The sequence below is a fragment of the Streptomyces sp. NPDC091282 genome (assembly GCF_044757385.1).
Classification (GTDB): Bacteria; Actinomycetota; Actinomycetes; order Streptomycetales; family Streptomycetaceae; genus Streptomyces; species Streptomyces gramineus.
Map to the genome: position 1 here is coordinate 44,760 of NZ_JBIVUX010000011.1, position 17,176 is coordinate 61,935.

A 17,176-nucleotide genomic window follows, 5' to 3' on the forward strand; every position below is an offset into this window, starting at 1 on the left:
AGCCCCCAGGGAGGACGGTCACGGTGACAAGGACCACGGCATACGCGACGACGACGGGCATCGCCCTGCCGGGACAGCCGGCGGCCCCGGCCCGCGAGCGGCACGGGGAGCGCCCGGCACGCGTGGTGCGCGACCTGCGCGACCGGACCGGCCGCAGCCCGCAGGGCCTGCTCTTCGGCCCCCGTGACCTGGTCGTGGTCACCGGCCTGCCCGGCAGCGGCAAGTCCACCCTGATGCACCGCACCGTCCAGGGCATCCGGATCGACTCCCAGGACACCCGCGACCGCTGGGACGCCCGCCTGGCCCGCTTCCTGCCGTACGCCCTGTACCGCCCGCTGGTCCGCCTCGCCCACTACGCCGGACTGCGCCGCGCGCTGCGCAGCGGCGAGGGCGTGGTGGTGCACGACTGCGGCACCCAGGCCTGGGTGCGCGACTGGCTGGCCCGCGCGGCCCGCCGCCGCGGCGCCACCCTGCACCTGCTGCTCCTGGACGTCCCGCCGGGCACGGCGCTGGACGGCCAGCGCGAGCGGGGCCGCGGCGTCTCCCGCTACGCCTTCCTGCGCCACCGGCACGCCGCGTCCCGTCTGGTGCGCGCGGTGGAGAGGGGCGGGCTGCCCCGGGGCGTCGGCTCGGCGGTGCTGCTCGACCGGGACGCGGCCGACGTGCTGTGCCGGATCGCCTTCCGCGAGCCGGAGAAGTGCGCGGGGTGAGGCTCCCCGCGCGGGCGGGCGGCTCGCAGGGGTGGGGCATTGTCACAGCCACCCGATAGCCTTTTCGGACTCAGCAGCAGCGGTTTCCAGCAGGCGGTAGGCAGATGGACTTCCCGGCGGACATTCCCGCGGACTTCCCGGCACAGACGCACCCCCACCCGCACGGCGGGTGGCCCGGCAACGAACTGGAGGAGGTCCTGTCGGCCTCCCTCGGCGTCCCCGCGGCCGCCGGCCGGCTCATCGAGGTACTCGGCCGCGGTTTCCTGTGGATCCCGCTGCCCGAGGGCGGCGGCCCGCACAGCGGTTCCCTCGACCTGCCCACCACGGAGATCGAGGGCCGGGTGTACGTGCCGGTCTTCAGCTCCGAGGAGCAGTTCCGCCAGGTGGCCGGCTCCCACCTGTCGTACACCGTCGCCCCGGCCGTCGAGTTCGCCCGCGGGCTGCCCCCGCAGGTCGGCATCGCCGTGAACCCCGGCGGCACGGTGGGCGTCCCGCTGCCGCCGGAGGCGGTCGCCGAGCTGTGCCGGGCCGGCCGCAGCGAACTGGACGGTTCGGCCTCGGGCGGCCGGGTACGGCTCTTCGAACCGGACTGGCAGGACGACCCGATGGACTTCCTGGCCGCGGCCTCCGCGGAGTTCGCGGCCACCGGCGTGGTCGCCACGGCCCGCCGCTGCCTCGCCGCGGTCGAGACGGCGGACCCGGTGATGTTCGTGGGCGTCGAACTCTCCCAGTGGGAGGGCGACATCAGGGCGCTGCCCCTGGAGGCGCTGGGCCGGGCGCTGGGCCGGGTCCCGGTCGGGTGGCCGGTGAACCTGGTCCTGCTCGACGTCGCGGACGACCCGGTGGGCCACTGGATGCGGGAGCACGTCCGGCCCTTCTACCAGTACGGCCACTGAGAGCGCCCCGCCAGGGGCATCGGGGCCGCCTCCGGCCGGAAACCGGGGCGGAACCGGGGGAGAACCACGACGAAGCGCACCCGCCGCCGGACCGTCGGCGCCACCGGCCCCGGCGCTTAAGCTGTCTCCGAACGCGGGGCGACCTCCAACGCGGGGCAACTCAATGAAGGGGCGGTAACACGTGAGCGCCAGCGGCACCGCGGCGGCCGGGCAGGTCGAGCACATGCTGCGCCAGGTAACCCCCGGGCGCTACGACGCCTACGAGGCACTCCTCCGCGCCCTCGCCACGCCGTCCTCCGGTCAGGTCTGGATGCTCCTCTGGCACGGCCAGGGCGGCTCCCCGGACGCCCAGTACGGGAACATGGAGGTCGAGGGCCACGGGTACGCCCCGTGCGTGACCTCGGCCCAGGAACTGTCGGCGAGCGGCTGGAACCGTTCCTACGAGGTCGTCGACGGCCTCGACGTGGCCCGCACGCTCTACCCCGACCACTTCGGCCTGTGGCTCAATCCGCACGCCCCGGGCGGCGGGGTCGGCATCCCGTGGCTGGACCTGCGGCGGATCGCGACCGGCCTGGAGCGCCAGCCCGCGGGCCCGCTGCGGCTGGCCGAACCGTCCATCGAGGTCCCGCAGTTCTACGCCCTGCTGTCGCAGAACGCCCACCGCACGCCCGCGGTCCGCTCGCTGCGGCGGGCCTGGGTGCAGCCGGCGCTGGGTGATCCGTATCTCGCCATCGGGCTCGACGTGTACGACACGTCGCCGCCGGCCGTGGACTCGGTGCGGGCGATGATGCAGCAGTCGATCGGGGCGGTGCCGGACGGCCTGCCGGTGTCGACGGTCGCCATGACCGACGAGTACGACCCGGTGGCGATGTGGATGCGGGCGGCCGCCCGCCCGTTCTACGACCGCGAGGCCCACGCGGCACCGGCACCGGCGGCGGGGTACGGCTATCCGCCGGCGCCCGGCGGCTACTGAGCACGCGACCGCACCGCGCCCGTCCCCGAAAGGGACGGGCGCGGTGTTTTGCGCGGGCGGATTCGAGATCACCGGCACGGGAATTCCCGCCGCGTCGGGTGACCGCCGCCGGCCGTCCGGCGCGAGGAAACGGGCGAGGCGGCCCTGACGGAGCCCCTGGGCGCCCGAGGGGCGGCGCCGACCGGCTGACCTCGTACGCGCCCGTGGCGGGCGCGGAGGCGGACGCCGGGCGGGGACGACGGCAGGGCCGCCGTGAGCGCGCCGCAAAGGGAATCCCGAGGGCCCCGGTATTCCGGTCCTGGGAATCCCCAATTCCGTTGATGAATTCCCTTCACCACGCTGTGATCCAGATCACAGGAGACTCGGGTGTGGCCGGGATCCGGGCGGGCGCGCGGGCGGGTCTCCGCGTGTAGACCGGAGGGTTTGCGCGGCTGATGTGACGTCTTGTCAGGCTTGCCCCTGTCCGACAGGTGTTACCCGTCGTTCGGATAACGAAACCGTTTGCTCGTATCACGGTTGCGCATCCATTCACCGCCAACTCTGGCAACTGGTCGCCACAGCGTTGAAGACTCGCGCTCCAAGGGGTGTTCACCCCTGCCCAGGAGAGAGTGATCATGCCGCTACCAGCGGCAAGTGCAAGCCGGCTACAGCCGGTTGAGAGGGGTCCCTGCCAGATGACGGCACCATTGCACGAGCCGACCGCGGAAGCGGCCCCGAGCGCGGCCGAGGAAGCGGCGGCGGCGACCGCCGGCGAAAAGGCCGTTCAGGGGCGTTCCCTGGGCCGGATCGCCTGGGAGCGCCTGAAGCGGGACAAGCTCGCCCTCACGGGCGGCATAGTCGTGCTCGTCCTCATCGTGGTCGCCCTCCTCGCGCCAGTGATCACCCACCTGCTCGGCCAGGATCCGGACGCCTACAACGAGACCCTGATCGACCCGCTGTTCGGCACCCCCAAGGGGTCCCTCGGCGGCATCAGCGGCGACCACCTGCTGGGCGTCGAGCCGGTCAACGGCCGCGACATCCTCGCGCGCATCCTCTACGGCGCCCGCGTGTCCCTCCTGGTCGGTTTCCTCTCCGCCCTCGTCGCGGTGGTGCTGGGCACCATCCTCGGCATCCTGGCGGGCTTCTTCGGCGGCTGGGTGGACTCGCTCATCAGCCGCGTGATGGACGGCCTGCTGGCCTTCCCGCAGCTGCTCTTCACGATCGCCCTGGTCTCCGTCATGCCGAACAACATGCTCGGCCTGTCCGGCTCCAACGTGCGCGTCTTCGTGATGATCCTGGTCATCGGCTTCTTCGGCTGGCCCTACATCGGACGCGTGGTGCGCGGCCAGACGCTCTCGATGCGTGAGCGCGAGTACGTCGAGGCCGCCCGGTCCCTGGGCGCCGGCCGGTTCTACATCCTGTTCAAGGAACTGCTGCCGAACCTGGTCGCGCCGATCATCGTCTACACGACGATGATGATCCCCACCAACATCCTCACCGAGGCGGCCCTCAGCTTCCTGGGTGTCGGCGTCAAGCCGCCCACCTCGTCCTGGGGACAGATGCTGTCGAGCGCGATCGACTACTACGAGTCCGACCCCATGTACATGGTGGTCCCGGGTGTGGCGATCTTCATCACCGTGCTCGCCTTCAACCTCTTCGGCGACGGCGTGCGTGACGCGCTGGACCCGAAGGCCTCCCGCTGAACTGCCGTACTCCAAGCGTCCCGTGGCACCAACACGGGGTCTCTCATCTAATCCGGAGGATCCGAGATCGTGACTACCCAACGCACCTCAGGGCGGCGTAAGCAGGCGTTTGCCGCCGCTGCTGCGGTCGCCGCACTGCTGACCACGGCGGCGTGCGGCGGCAGCAGCGACGACAACGGCGGCGGTTCGAAGAACGGCGCCGCCGGCTTCGACGCGGCCAACAACAAGGTCGCCCAGGCCTCGCTCGCCAAGAAGGGTGGCACGCTGCGCTTCGGTGGAGCCCAGGACGCCGACTCGTGGGACACCACGCGTGGCTACTACGGCTTCATGTGGAACTTCGCGCGCTACTACAGCCGCCAGCTGGTCACGGGCAAGACGGAGCCGGGCAAGGCCGGCGCCGAGCTGACCCCGGACCTCGCCACCGGTCTCGCCAAGGTCTCCGACGGCGGCAAGACCTACACGTACACCCTGCGTGACGGCGTCACGTGGGAGGACGGCAAGCCGATCACGTCCAAGGACGTCAAGTACGGCATCGAGCGCGTCTGGGCGCAGGACGTGCTGTCCGGCGGCCCGACGTACCTGAAGGACTTCCTCGACCCCAAGGGCGAGTACAAGGGTCCCTACAAGGACACCTCCAAGGACCACCTGGGCCTGAAGTCCATCACCACGCCGGACGACAAGACGATCGTCTTCCACCTCCCCGAGGCCAACTCGGACTTCCAGGAGGTCCTCGGCCTGGTCTCCGCCTCGCCGGTCCGCCAGGACATGGACACCAAGTCCAAGTACGGCCTGAAGCCGTTCTCCTCCGGCCCGTACAAGTTCGAGTCGTACAGCCCCGGCAAGAGCCTGACGCTGGTCCGCAACACCGAGTGGAAGCAGTCCTCGGACCCGGTCCGCAAGGCCTACCCGGACAAGATCACCGTCCAGTTCTTCTCGGACGCCAACCAGCTGGACCAGCGCCTGCTCAACGGTGACCTGGACCTGGACATCAACCAGACGGGCATGTCCCCGCAGGGCCGCACCACCGCCCTGAAGGAGCACAAGGCCAACCTGGACAACCCGGTCTCCGGCTACATCCGTTACGCGGTCTTCCCGCAGAGCGTGAAGCCGTTCGACAACATCGAGTGCCGCAAGGCCGTCATCTACGGCGCGGACCACGTCTCGCTGCAGACCGCGCGCGGTGGCCCGATCGCCGGTGGTGACATCGGCACCAACATGCTCCCGCCGTCCGTCCCGGGCTCCGAGGGCCAGAAGTACGACCCGTACTCCATCGCTGGTGCCAACAAGGGCGGCAACGCCGACGAGGCCAAGAAGGCCCTGAAGGCGTGCGGCAAGCCGAACGGCTTCTCCACCACCATCGCGGTCCGCAACAACAAGCCGGTCGAGGTGGCCACGGCCCAGTCGCTCCAGGCGTCGCTGAAGAAGATCGGCATCAACGCCCAGATCGACCAGTACGACGGTTCGCAGACGGCCGGCATCATCGGCAGCCCGTCGAACGTCAAGAAGAAGAACTACGGCATCATCATCATGGGCTGGGGTCCGGACTTCCCGACCGTCCAGGGCTTCGGTCTGCCGCTGTGGGACAGCAAGTACATCCTGCAGAGCGGTAACAACAACTACGCCCTGATCAAGGACAAGACGATCGACGGTCTGTTCTCGCAGTACGTCACCACGCTGGACGACGCGGGCAAGACCAAGATCTCGACCGAGATCAACCACAAGGTCATGGAGGGCGCGTACTACCTGCCCTTCACCTTCGAGAAGTTCATCAACTGGCGTAGCGACAACCTCGCGAACGTGTACACGTCGGACAACTACAGCGGCATGTACGACTTCGTGAACCTCGGTCTGAAGTCCGCGAAGTAATCCCGGCACACCCGCCGTACGGCACGAAAGGCAGGTGAAGGCCGGCGTCGCGTGGTCGCGGGCCATCGGAAGACCTCCGGTGGCCCGCGGCCCGGCGGCGGGCCGTAAGCTGTGCTCGCTTACCTGATCAGGCGGCTGTTCGCCGCCGCTGTGATGCTCGTGGTCATCGTCATGGTGGTCTTCGGCATCTTCTTCCTCGTCCCCAAGTGGGCAGGCGTCGACATCGCCGCGAGCTTCGTGGGGAAGCAGGCCGACCCGGCTGCGGTCGAGGCCGTGCGGCAGAAGCTGGGTCTCAGTGACCCGATCTACTCCCAGGTCTGGGAGTTCTTCAAGGGCATCTTCGTCGGCCGCACCTATTCGGGCGGCGGCGACGTCACGCACTGCGCCGCGCCCTGCTTCGGTTACTCCTTCCGCAGCGAGCAGGCCGTCTGGCCGGTGCTCACCGACCGCTTCCCGGTGACCCTGGGTCTGGCGCTCGGTGCCGCCGTACTGTGGCTGATCTTCGGTGTCGCGGCCGGTGTGCTCTCCGCTCTCAAGCGGGGCACCATCTGGGACCGCGGCGCGATGGTCGTCGCCCTGGCGGGTGTCTCCCTCCCCATCTACTTCACCGGTCTGCTCAGCCTGGCGATCTTCGCCTTCGGGCTGAAATGGATCGACGCGCAGTACGTGCCCCTCGACCAGAGCATCGGCGGCTGGTTCGGCGGCATGATCCTGCCCTGGATCACCCTCGCGTTCCTCTACGCGGCGATGTACGCCCGGATCACCCGCGCCACCATGCTGGAGATCCTCGGCGAGGACTACATCCGCACGGCGCGCGCGAAGGGCCTCAAGGAGCAGACGGTCATCGGCAAGCACGCCATGCGCTCCACGATGACCCCCATCCTGACCATGCTCGGCATGGACCTCGGCGCCCTCATCGGCGGCGCCATCCTGACGGAGTCGACGTTCAACCTGCCCGGCCTCGGCCGCGCGGTGCTCGACGCCATCCGCAACCAGGACCTGCCCATCATCCTGGGCGTGACCCTGATCACTTCTCTCGCGGTGCTGATCGCCAACCTCGTGGTGGACATCCTGTACGCCGTGATCGACCCCCGAGTGAGGCTCACATGACCGACCTGAGCAAGAGCGGGGCCGCCCTGGGCGAGCCCACCTCCGCTTCGCCCGCCCCGACGTCCTTCCTGGAAGTGCGCGACCTGAAGGTGCACTTCCCGACCGACGACGGTCTGGTCAAGTCCGTGGACGGACTCAGCTTCTCGCTGGAGAAGGGCAAGACCCTCGGCATCGTGGGCGAGTCCGGCTCCGGCAAGTCGGTGACCTCGCTCGGCATCATGGGCCTGCACACCGCCGGCCAGTACGGCAAGCGCAAGGCGCAGATCTCCGGCGAGATCTGGCTGGACGGCACCGAGCTGCTCACCGCCGACCCCGACCACGTGCGCAAGCTGCGCGGCCGTGACATGGCGATGATCTTCCAGGACCCGCTGTCCGCGCTGCACCCGTACTACACGATCGGCCAGCAGATCGTGGAGGCGTACCGGATCCACCACGACGTCGACAAGAAGACCGCCAAGCGCCGTGCGGTCGAGATGCTCGACCGGGTGGGGATCCCGCAGCCCGACAAGCGCGTCGACAACTACCCGCACGAGTTCTCGGGCGGTATGCGTCAGCGCGCGATGATCGCGATGTCGCTGGTGAACAACCCCGAGCTGCTGATCGCGGACGAGCCGACGACCGCCCTGGACGTGACCGTCCAGGCGCAGATCCTGGACCTGATCCGGGACCTGCAGACGGAGTTCGGCTCCGCGGTCATCATCATCACCCACGACCTGGGCGTCGTCGCCGAACTCGCCGACGACATCCTGGTGATGTACGGCGGCCGCTGCATCGAGCGGGGTCCGGCCGACAAGGTGTTCTACGAGCCCCGGCACCCCTACACCTGGGGTCTGCTCGGCTCGATGCCGCGGCTCGACCGCGAGCAGCAGGACCGCCTGATCCCGGTCAAGGGCTCCCCGCCCTCCCTGATCAACGTCCCGTCCGGCTGCGCCTTCAACCCGCGCTGCCCGTACGCCGACGTCCCGAAGGACAACGTCACCCGCACGGTCCGCCCCGAGCTGACCGAGGTCGGCAGCCAGCACTGGGCCGCCTGCCACATGACGCAGGAGCAGCGGGAGCGTATCTGGACCGAAGAGATTGCGCCGAAGCTGTGAGCGAGGACAAAGCGGTGACCATCCCTGCGCAGAGCGAAGGTGCCACCCTCACCAAGGACGCCGCCCACGGCGAGACCCTGCTGAAGGTGACCGGGCTCCAGAAACACTTCCCGATCAAGAAGGGCCTGCTCCAGCGGCAGGTCGGAGCCGTGCACGCGGTCGACGGCCTCGACTTCGAGGTCAAGGCCGGCGAGACGCTGGGCGTCGTGGGCGAGTCGGGCTGCGGCAAGTCGACGATGGGCCGGCTGATCACCCGGCTGCTGGAGCCGACCGGCGGCAAGGTCGAGTTCGAGGGCAAGGACATCACCCACCTCGGGGTCGGCGGGATGCGTCCGCTGCGCCGCGACGTGCAGATGATCTTCCAGGACCCGTACTCGTCGCTGAACCCGCGCCACACCATCGGCACGATCGTCAGCGCGCCGTTCAAGCTGCAGGGCGTCACGCCTCCCGGCGGTGTCAAGGCGGAGGTCCAGCGGCTGCTGTCGGTCGTGGGCCTCAACCCCGAGCACTTCAACCGCTACCCGCACGAGTTCTCCGGCGGCCAGCGCCAGCGCATCGGCATCGCCCGCGCGCTCGCCCTGAAGCCGAAGCTGGTCGTGGCGGACGAGCCGGTGTCCGCGCTGGACGTGTCGATCCAGGCCCAGGTCGTCAACCTGCTGGACGACCTCCAGCAGGAGCTCGGCCTGACGTACGTGATCATCGCGCACGACCTCTCGGTGGTCCGGCACGTCTCGGACCGCATCGCGGTGATGTACCTCGGCAAGATCGTGGAGCTGGCCGACCGCGAGTCGCTGTACAAGGCGCCGATGCACCCGTACACCAAGGCGCTCATGTCGGCGGTGCCGATCCCGGACCCGCGGCGCAAGAACGCCAAGAGCGACCGCATCCTGCTCAAGGGTGACGTGCCCTCGCCGATCTCGCCGCCGAGCGGCTGCCGCTTCCACACCCGGTGCTGGAAGGCGACGGAGATCTGCCGGACGACCGAGCCGGTGCTCGTCGAGCTGAAGCCCGGCCAGCAGGTCGCCTGCCACCACCCGGAGTCCTTCGAGGACCAGGCCCCGCAGGACACGGTGCTGCTGACCGCCGCCAAGGAGGCGGCCGAGCTGGTCTCCGACGAGGTGCTGGCGGAGTCGGCGGAGACGTCGGCGGCGGTGGCGGCGGAGGTGGCCGAGACCGCGGAGCCGGCCGAGACCGCGGAGCCGGCCGAGACCGCGGCCCCGGCCGAGGCTGCGGCCCCGGCAGGGACTGCTTCCGAGTCCGCCGAGTCCTCCGAGTCCTCCGAGGATGCGGGCCAGGAGTCAACGGACAAGTAACACATGACAAGTTGGTAAAGTCATGTACATGTCTGAACGGGAGAGTTCAGAGTCGTCCGCGTCCGACGTATCGGCGCACGCGCGAAAGGGACGGCTCATGAAACTCTCCCGTTCGGCACGTCTGGCGGCTGTCGCGACCGCGGCAGCCGCCTCCTTCGTCATCGCGGCCGCACCCGCCCCCGTCCAGGGCGCTCCCGGCATCGGCGACCCCTACTTCCCGGAGCTGGGCAACGGCGGTTTCGACGCCCGCCACTACGACCTCGACGTGGCGTACAACCCGGACACCGACCGCCTCGACGGCGTCACGACCCTCACCGCCCGGGCCACCCAGAACCTCTCCTCCTTCGATCTCGACCTCCAGAAGCTGGAGGTCGCGCGGGTCGAAGTGAACGGCAGGAACGCCCGGTTCACGCGCAGCGGCGACGAGATCACCATCACCCCGAGGAGCACGCTGCCCAAGGGGCGCGAGTTCACCGTCTCGGTCACCTACGGCGGCATACCCGAGGCCCTGAGCGGCCCCATCGTCTTCGGCTCCGACTACGGCTGGATGAAGACCGCCGACGGCGTCTTCGTCGCCTGCGAGCCCAACGCCGCCTCCACCTGGTTCCCGTCCAGCGACCACCCCTCCGACAAGGCCACCTACGACATCCGGATCAAGGCCCCCAAGGGCCTGACCGGCGTCTCCAACGGACGGCTGGTCTCGACGTACGACAAGGGCGCCTCGACCTACACGCACTGGCGCGAGAGCAGGCCCATGGCGACCTACCTCGCCACCGCCACCATCGGGAAGTTCGACGTGCGGACCGGCAGGACGCCCTCGGGCATCCCGATCTACGTCGCCATCGACCCGGTCCTCGCGAACAGCAACAGCGTCGACGTGTACGCCGTGACCGCCGCGGCCACCGACTACTGGTCGAAGCTCTTCGGGCCGTACCCCTTCGAGGAGACCGGCGCCATCGTCGACGACATGCCGGAGGCCGGGTTCTCGCTGGAGGTGCAGAGCAAGCCGGCCTACTCGGCGGTGCGCAACGAGAGCACCATCGTGCACGAGCTGGCCCACCAGTGGTTCGGCGACTCGGTGAGCGTGGCGCAGTGGAAGGACATCTGGCTCAACGAGGGCTTCGCCACCTACGCCCAGTGGCTGTGGGCGGAGCACCAGGGCACCCGTTCGGCCCACGACTCCTTCCTGGCCGGCTACGACTCCCGCCCCGCGGACAACGCCTTCTGGCAGACCGTCGTCGCCGACCCGCAGCGCGACACGATGTTCGCCTCGGCCGTCTACCAGCGCGGCGCCATGACCCTCCAGATGCTGCGCGAACGCATCGGCGACACCGCGTTCTTCAAGCTGCTGCCCGCCTGGACGAAGCTGCACCGCTACGGCAACGCCGACACCGCCGACTTCATCCGGCTCGCGGAGAAGATCTCCGGGCAGCAACTGGACGACCTCTTCCAGACCTGGCTGTTCACTCCAGGGAAACCCGCCCTGTAAGCCTGGCTTTGTAAGGTTCACGCACCCTGACAGGTCACAATGTCAGGGTGCAGCTCCAGCAACTCTTCTCTCCCTCCGTCCAGCACACGCTCGATGTCATCGGCATCTTCGTCTTCGCGATCTCCGGCGCGCTGCTGGCGGTCCGCAAGAACTTCGACGTCTTCGGCATCGCCGTGCTCGCCGAGGTCACCGCGCTGGGCGGAGGGATCTTCCGGGACGTGATCATCGGTGCGGTGCCCCCGGCCGCCTTCACGGACCTCGGGTACTTCGTCACCCCGCTGCTCACGGCGCTCGTGGTGTTCTTCCTGCACCCGCACGTCGAACGCATCCAGTCCGCGGTGCTGGTCTTCGACGCGGCCGGCCTCGGCCTGTTCTGCGTCACCGGCACCACGAAGGCCTACTCCTACGGCCTCAACCTGACCTCCTCGGTGGCCCTCGGGCTCGCCACCGCGGTCGGCGGCGGTGTGCTCAGGGACGTGCTCGCCAACGAGGTCCCCTCGCTGCTGCGCTGGGACCGCGACCTGTACGCGGTCCCGGCGATCGTCGGGGCGACCCTGGTGGCCGTGTGCATCCGCTACGACGCGCTGACCCCGCTCACCAGCGGGCTCGCGGTCGTCACCGCTTTCGTGCTGCGCCTGCTCGCGATGCGGTTCCACTGGCGAGCGCCGCGCGCGTGGAACCGGCGGACGACGGTTCGCGAGGAGTAGCGCCGGACCTGAGGTGGCTCTGGCCCATGTTGACCGTCAGCCACTCGAAGACCGACGGCACCTGGGGCCGCCACAGCGCCATGTTGTGCCCGCCCGCGCTGCGCGGCAGGAACACCACGTGCACGGTGGTCGGCGCCTTGGCGACCTGTTCGAGCGCCACGCCGGCCTGGTAGCCGTCGCCGGACTCGCCGGAGAGGTAGAGGGCGATCCGGGGCGGGACGGGCGCCTTGCGCAGCAGCAGGTAGGGGTTGTTCCGCTCGCGCAGGGTCACGCTCTGCGCGGTGAGCGAATTGCGTTCGCCGATGGGGTCGTTGTAGCCGGACAGGCTGATCGCGGCCCGGTAGCGGTCCGGGTGGGCGACGGCCAGCTTGACCGCGCAGTGCGCGCCCGCCGAGTACCCGGCGACCGCCCAGTTCGCGGGCGCGGCGGCGGCGCGGAAGTTGTCGCTCACCATCCTCGGCACGTCGATGCTGAGCCAGCTGTCGGCGTTGACGGTGCCCGGGACGTTCGCGCAGCCGGTGTCCGTGCCGGCCAGCAGGTTGGTGCGCGGCGCCACCAGGATGAAGGGCGCGACCCGGCCGCTGCGCATCAGCGGCTCCAGCTGCTCGTGCACCTTCAGGGAGCCGAACCAGGCCTTGGCCGAGCCGGGGTAGCCGGGCAGCAGCTCCACCACCGGGAACCGGTGCTTGCGGTAGGCCGGTTCGCCGTACTGGGGCGGCAGCCAGACGTAGACCTCGGCGTCGACGCCCGAGACGCGGCCCTTGAGCTGGGTGACCCGCACGCCGCCGGCCGCGTGCATGGCGGGTCCGTCGGCGGCCGTGAACTCCTGCCTCACCTTGGGCAGCCGCCGCAGCGCTATGCCGCCGGTGCCGTCCCGGCCGAGGTTCGCGGCCTGCTGCACGTGGTTGCCGGTGCCGAGCAGGTCGGCCCAGTTGTCGTACAGGTTGTTCTGGTTGTTGACCATCACGAAGATCAGCGTCACCGCGGTGGCCTGGGCGAACAGGAGCATCAGGACCCGGGCCGCGGCGCGCACGGCCTGGGGCCCGCGCATCCTGGACCACAGGACGAGCGGGAGTATGAGGGCGACCACGGACAGGACGATGGTCGTGTAGAGGAACGGCGTCCCGGTGAGGCTCATGTCCCCATAGAGGGGAATGACGGGCTCCGGGTTACGGACGTGTCCGGACACTTACTCAGAAATTGCCGGAACCTCACCCGGCGGGTGGATCCCTTACCCGCGGAGCGGCTGGTGCGTGCATCACAAAAGCTACCGCTTAGTAATCACCTCTTGTTACTGTTCGGGCATGCCAGAAGCAGCTTCCACGCGGGCCGTGATCGGCGACAGCGAGTTCGACCGCGACACCGCGGTCACCCGGCGCGCGCCCGGGGTCTACGACATCGACCTCTCGGCCGGCTGGACCATCATCAGCGCCGTCAACGGCGGCTACCTGCTGGCCGTCCTCGGCCGGGCCCTCGCGGACACGCTGCCGCATCCGGACCCGTTCACCGTCTCCGCGCACTACCTGACCGCGTCCCAGCCGGGCCCGGCCGTGATCCGCACGGACACCGTCCGCACCGGCCGCACCCTCTCCACCGGCCAGGCCTCGCTCCTCCAGTACGACGCAGAGGGCAACGAGGTGGAACGCATCCGCGTCCTCGCCTCCTACGGCGACCTCGCCGCCCTCCCCGGCGACGTCCGCACCACGGCGACCCCGCCCGCCATCCCGCCCATGGACCAGTGCTTCGGCCCCGAGGACGGACCGGCCCCGGTCGACGGCAGCTCCGCCATCACCGAGCGCCTGATGCTCAAGCTGGACCCGTCGACCCTCGGCTGGGCCCTCGGCGCGCCCTCCGGCAAGGGTGAGATGCGCTCCTGGTTCGGACTCGCGGACGGCCGGGACGCCGACCCCCTCGCCCTGCTCCTGGCGGTCGACGCGCTGCCGCCCACCGCCTTCGAGATCGGCCTCAAGGGCTGGGTCCCCACGGTCGAACTCACCGTCCACGTCCGCCACCGCCCCGCCCCCGGCCCGCTGCGCGTCTCCGTCACCACCCGGAACCTGGCCGGCGGCTTCCTGGAGGAGGACGCCGAGGTCTGGGACAGCGCCGACCGGCTGGTCGCCCAGTCCCGGCAGCTGGCCCGGGTCCGCCTCGGCTGACGGCGGTACCGCAACCCCGTTCCGTCACGGACGCGCACCGGCGGCCGGATCGAGAACCCCGGGAGGGCGCGACCCCGCGGTGTTCCTCGGGCCGCCCTCCGCCCGAGTCACAGCGCCGGGACAGCGCGACCCCAACTGGGGCCCAGGTGCCGCTGGTCGAGTGTCATGCCTCATGACTTCCCGATCCGTCACGGAGCTGTCCGCCATGAAGCGTGCCCCTCTCGTCCCCGCCGTCGCCCTGCTCGCCCTCTCCCTGCTGCTGACCGCGTGCGGCTCGGGCGACTCGTCGTCCGACGGCAGCGGCTCCGGCGGTTCGCGGTCCTGCGCGGCCCCGTCGGGCATGCCGGGCGGCGGCCCCTCCGGCGCCCCCACGGGCGACTCCACCGCCCGGCCCGCCGGCGCCCCCACCGGCCTCCCGAGCGGCACTCCCACCGGCCTGCCGAGCGGGGGACCCGGCGGCGGTCGGGGCGGCGGCTGCGCCGGCGGCCAGGGCGCACCCGGCGCCGGCGGGGCGCCGGCCACGCAGGCGGCGAAGGGCTGACACCCGTACGAGGGCGGCCCGTCCGGCGACCGTCGCGGGCCGCCCGTTCCGCCTGTTCCGCTCGTGCCGGACGGGTGCTAGTCCAGCCAGTGCTGCCGGCCGAGGCTGATCAGGCGCATCCGGCGGGCGGCGGTCTGGGCGACGCGTTCCCGCTCCGCCTCCGAGGGCTCCGGTGACTCCAGGGTCTCCAGGAACAGGGACGCGGTGATGAGCATCTGGTCCACGTAGAGATGGGCCAGCATCAACAGGTCCTCGTCGTTCCACCCGGCGGCCTCCGGGTCCTTGGCCAGCTCGGACTTGACCTCCTCGGCGAACCGGGCCAGCTGGTCCCGGATGGCCTCGCGCACCGGCTGCACGCCGCCGTGCCGCTCCCTGGCGATGAACCGGACGTGCGCCGGGTGCGCGGCCACATGGCCGGCGATGAGCCGCACGGCACGCGTGATGCGCTCCGGGCCGGGCGCGGAGACGGTCGTGCGCACCATGGGGTGCAGGCTGCCGAGCGCCTCGTCGACCAGGGCCACGCCGAGGTCGGCGGTGGAGCGGAAGTGCCGGTAGAAGGCGGTCGGGGCGACGCCGACGGCCCGGGTGACCTCCCGCAATCCCAGGCTGCTCAGGCTCTGTTCCTCCAGCAGCCCCAGCGCCGCATCCAGGAAGGCCTGGCGGGTCTTCTGCTTCTGGGCCTGCCGGATGCCGAGGGTGTGACTCATGTCATCCAGTTAACAACTGTTCTCCGGAATTGAAAAGCCGTCGGAGTTGCTAGACTCAAAGTCAGTGAACAACTGTTACTACAACCGTTCACCCAAATGTAACGGAGGGGGGATCTCATCCCATGCTGTTCCTCGTCGCCGCACTCATGCTGCTCGGCGTGGTGCTGGGCACCGTGGCCCACGCGCCGCTCGACGTCACCGCGGGACTCGCCGCCGTGATCGCCGTCTGGCTGGCCGTCTTCGCGCTCCGCGAGCGCATCGCCCGCCGGCGCCGCACCTCGGCCAACTGACCGTCCACCACGACTTCCAGGAGCTGAGCATGCTGCACCTCACCGCCCCGGCCGCCACCACCGGGCCGCAACCCCGCACCCGCGACGCCGACGGCATGGCCGTGGCGTCCTTCATCCTCGGCCTCCTCGGCCTGCTGGTCCTGAACCTGTTCCTGGGCCCGATCGCGATCGTCCTGTCCCTGGTCTCCCTGTGGCGCGGCACGGCGCGCAAGGGCCGCGCCTACCTGGGCCTGGCCCTCGGAGTGGCGGACCTCGGGGTCCTGGCGATCGCGATGGCGGCGTCGAACACGATCTCCTGGAGCCTGTAGGGACACCGTTCGCGCAAGCGTCCCTCCAGGGGTGCGGGGGACCGCGCGACAGGCCGCGAACCACCGGCACCCGCACACCGGCACAGGCCACCTACGGCGGCTGGGCGACCCTTGTCCCGCCCCCCGTAGAATCGAGCCCACCATGGCCTACCTCGACCACGCCGCCACCACCCCGATGCTCCCGGAAGCGGTGGAAGCGTTCACCGCCGCCCTCCGCGTCACCGGCAACGCGTCCTCCCTGCACGCCTCGGGCCGCCAGGCACGCCGCACGGTCGAGGAATCCAGGGAGACCCTCGCGGCGGCGCTCGGCGCCCGCCCCAGCGAGGTCGTCCTCACCTCCGGCGGCACCGAGGCCGACAACCTCGCGGTCAAGGGCCTGTACTGGTCCCGCCGCGACGCCGACCCGGCCCGCACCCGCGTCCTGTCCAGCCCCGTCGAGCACCACGCCGTCCTCGACGCGGTCGACTGGCTGGGCGAGCACGAGGGCGCGACGGTGGAGTACCTCCCCGTCGACCGCCACGGCCGGGTCCACCCCGAGGCGCTGCACGAGGCGATCGCCCGCAACCCCGACGACGTGGCCCTCGCCACCGTCATGTGGGCCAACAACGAGATCGGCACCGTCCTGCCGGTCCGCGAACTCGCCGACGTGGCGGGTGAGTTCGGCATCCCGCTGCACGCCGACGCGGTCCAGGCCGTCGGCCAGACACCCGTCGACTTCGCCGCCTCCGGCCTCGCCGCGATGACCGTCTCCGGCCACAAGGTCGGCGGCCCCTACGGCATCGGCGCCCTGCTCCTGGGCCGCGAGTACACCCCCGTACCGGTCCTGCACGGCGGCGGCCAGGAGCGGCACGTCCGCTCCGGCACCCTGGACGTCCCCGCGGTCGCCTCCTTCGCGGTCGCCGCCCACCTCGCCGTCGAGCGCCGCGAGTGGTTCGCCCGCGAGATAGGCGCCCTGCGCGACCGGCTGATCGACGCCGTGCGCACCGCCGTGCCCGACGCCGTACTCGGCGGCGACCCGGTGCACCGGCTGCCGGCCAACGCCCACTTCACCTTCCCCGGCTGCGAGGGCGACTCGCTGCTCCTGCTGCTCGACGCCCAGGGCATCGAATGCTCGACGGGCTCCGCGTGCACGGCCGGGGTGGCGCAGCCCAGCCATGTGCTGCTGGCCACCGGGACCGACCCGGACCTGGCCCGCGGCACCCTGCGCTTCTCGCTCGGCCACACCTCCACCGAGGCCGACGTGGAGGCGGTCGCCAAGGCGATCGGCCCGGCGGTGGAACGCGCCCGGCTCGCCGGACTGAGCTGACGGAAGCGGGCTGCCCGGACGGAGCCGA

Annotated in this window: 17 protein-coding genes; 15 read left to right on the forward strand and 2 right to left on the reverse strand. The window is 70.6% G+C overall.

Features of this window, described 5'->3' with window-relative positions; all coding sequences use genetic code 11:
• The first annotated feature begins 23 nt into the window (after window positions 1-23).
• From ACIQOE_RS36730 to ACIQOE_RS36775, 10 genes are all read left to right on the forward strand, one after another.
• Window positions 24-710, forward strand: coding sequence for an AAA family ATPase (locus tag ACIQOE_RS36730; RefSeq protein ID WP_401416300.1), 687 nt, complete (start codon window positions 24-26; stop codon window positions 708-710).
• A gap of 104 nt (window positions 711-814) precedes the next feature.
• Window positions 815-1,606, forward strand: a complete 792-nt coding sequence (locus ACIQOE_RS36735) for an enhanced serine sensitivity protein SseB (RefSeq protein WP_362642329.1) — start codon at window positions 815-817, stop codon at window positions 1,604-1,606.
• A 181-nt stretch (window positions 1,607-1,787) separates the two neighbouring features.
• On the forward strand, window positions 1,788-2,579 hold the full coding sequence (locus tag ACIQOE_RS36740) for an enhanced serine sensitivity protein SseB C-terminal domain-containing protein (RefSeq protein WP_351323434.1): 792 nt from the start codon (window positions 1,788-1,790) through the stop codon (window positions 2,577-2,579).
• Window positions 2,580-3,253: 674 nt separating this feature from the next.
• On the forward strand, window positions 3,254-4,261 hold the full coding sequence (locus tag ACIQOE_RS36745; protein ID WP_351323435.1) for an ABC transporter permease: 1,008 nt from the start codon (window positions 3,254-3,256) through the stop codon (window positions 4,259-4,261).
• Between the two features lie 69 nt (window positions 4,262-4,330).
• Window positions 4,331-6,127: an ABC transporter substrate-binding protein gene (locus tag ACIQOE_RS36750; RefSeq protein ID WP_365558853.1), complete on the forward strand. Its 1,797-nt coding sequence runs from the start codon at window positions 4,331-4,333 to the stop codon at window positions 6,125-6,127.
• Window positions 6,128-6,238: 111 nt separating this feature from the next.
• Window positions 6,239-7,237, forward strand: coding sequence for an ABC transporter permease (locus tag ACIQOE_RS36755; RefSeq protein WP_351323437.1), 999 nt, complete (start codon window positions 6,239-6,241; stop codon window positions 7,235-7,237).
• Complete coding sequence (locus tag ACIQOE_RS36760; RefSeq protein ID WP_351323438.1) at window positions 7,234-8,331, forward strand: ABC transporter ATP-binding protein; 1,098 nt, start codon at window positions 7,234-7,236, stop codon at window positions 8,329-8,331. Before ACIQOE_RS36755 ends, ACIQOE_RS36760 begins: the two co-directional genes overlap by 4 nt.
• Before the next feature lie 14 nt (window positions 8,332-8,345).
• A complete protein-coding gene (locus tag ACIQOE_RS36765; protein WP_401416305.1) occupies window positions 8,346-9,644 on the forward strand; it encodes an ABC transporter ATP-binding protein in 1,299 nt (432 codons plus the stop codon).
• Between the two features lie 97 nt (window positions 9,645-9,741).
• Window positions 9,742-11,133: a M1 family metallopeptidase gene (locus ACIQOE_RS36770; protein ID WP_365558857.1), complete on the forward strand. Its 1,392-nt coding sequence runs from the start codon at window positions 9,742-9,744 to the stop codon at window positions 11,131-11,133.
• Window positions 11,134-11,180: 47 nt separating this feature from the next.
• Window positions 11,181-11,840, forward strand: coding sequence for a trimeric intracellular cation channel family protein (locus tag ACIQOE_RS36775; protein ID WP_351323442.1), 660 nt, complete (start codon window positions 11,181-11,183; stop codon window positions 11,838-11,840).
• On the opposite strand, the gene ACIQOE_RS36780 is transcribed toward ACIQOE_RS36775, so the two are convergent.
• The gene (locus ACIQOE_RS36780; protein WP_351323443.1) at window positions 11,749-12,978 is read right to left on the reverse strand and encodes an alpha/beta hydrolase-fold protein; all 1,230 of its coding nucleotides are present in this window, start codon (window positions 12,976-12,978) and stop codon (window positions 11,749-11,751) included. The genes ACIQOE_RS36775 and ACIQOE_RS36780 overlap by 92 nt on opposite strands.
• Before the next feature lie 166 nt (window positions 12,979-13,144).
• Between ACIQOE_RS36780 and ACIQOE_RS36785 the strand changes: the two genes are divergently transcribed.
• Together ACIQOE_RS36785 and ACIQOE_RS36790 are read left to right on the forward strand one after the other, a co-directional pair.
• Window positions 13,145-13,996, forward strand: coding sequence for a thioesterase family protein (locus tag ACIQOE_RS36785; protein ID WP_401416310.1), 852 nt, complete (start codon window positions 13,145-13,147; stop codon window positions 13,994-13,996).
• A 205-nt stretch (window positions 13,997-14,201) separates the two neighbouring features.
• Window positions 14,202-14,537 (forward strand): hypothetical protein, encoded by a 336-nt coding sequence (locus ACIQOE_RS36790; protein WP_401416313.1) that lies wholly within the window; start codon window positions 14,202-14,204, stop codon window positions 14,535-14,537.
• A 77-nt stretch (window positions 14,538-14,614) separates the two neighbouring features.
• On the opposite strand, the gene ACIQOE_RS36795 is transcribed toward ACIQOE_RS36790, so the two are convergent.
• Window positions 14,615-15,244, reverse strand: a complete 630-nt coding sequence (locus ACIQOE_RS36795; protein WP_351323446.1) for a TetR family transcriptional regulator — start codon at window positions 15,242-15,244, stop codon at window positions 14,615-14,617.
• A gap of 122 nt (window positions 15,245-15,366) precedes the next feature.
• Here ACIQOE_RS36795 and ACIQOE_RS36800 point away from each other — a divergent pair, with 122 nt between their 5' ends.
• From ACIQOE_RS36800 to ACIQOE_RS36810, 3 genes are all read left to right on the forward strand, one after another.
• Window positions 15,367-15,534: a hypothetical protein gene (locus ACIQOE_RS36800; protein WP_351323447.1), complete on the forward strand. Its 168-nt coding sequence runs from the start codon at window positions 15,367-15,369 to the stop codon at window positions 15,532-15,534.
• A gap of 32 nt (window positions 15,535-15,566) precedes the next feature.
• Window positions 15,567-15,842: a DUF4190 domain-containing protein gene (locus tag ACIQOE_RS36805; RefSeq protein WP_399012862.1), complete on the forward strand. Its 276-nt coding sequence runs from the start codon at window positions 15,567-15,569 to the stop codon at window positions 15,840-15,842.
• A 142-nt stretch (window positions 15,843-15,984) separates the two neighbouring features.
• Complete coding sequence (locus ACIQOE_RS36810; protein ID WP_365558862.1) at window positions 15,985-17,148, forward strand: cysteine desulfurase family protein; 1,164 nt, start codon at window positions 15,985-15,987, stop codon at window positions 17,146-17,148.
• Window positions 17,149-17,176: the final 28 nt, after the last annotated feature.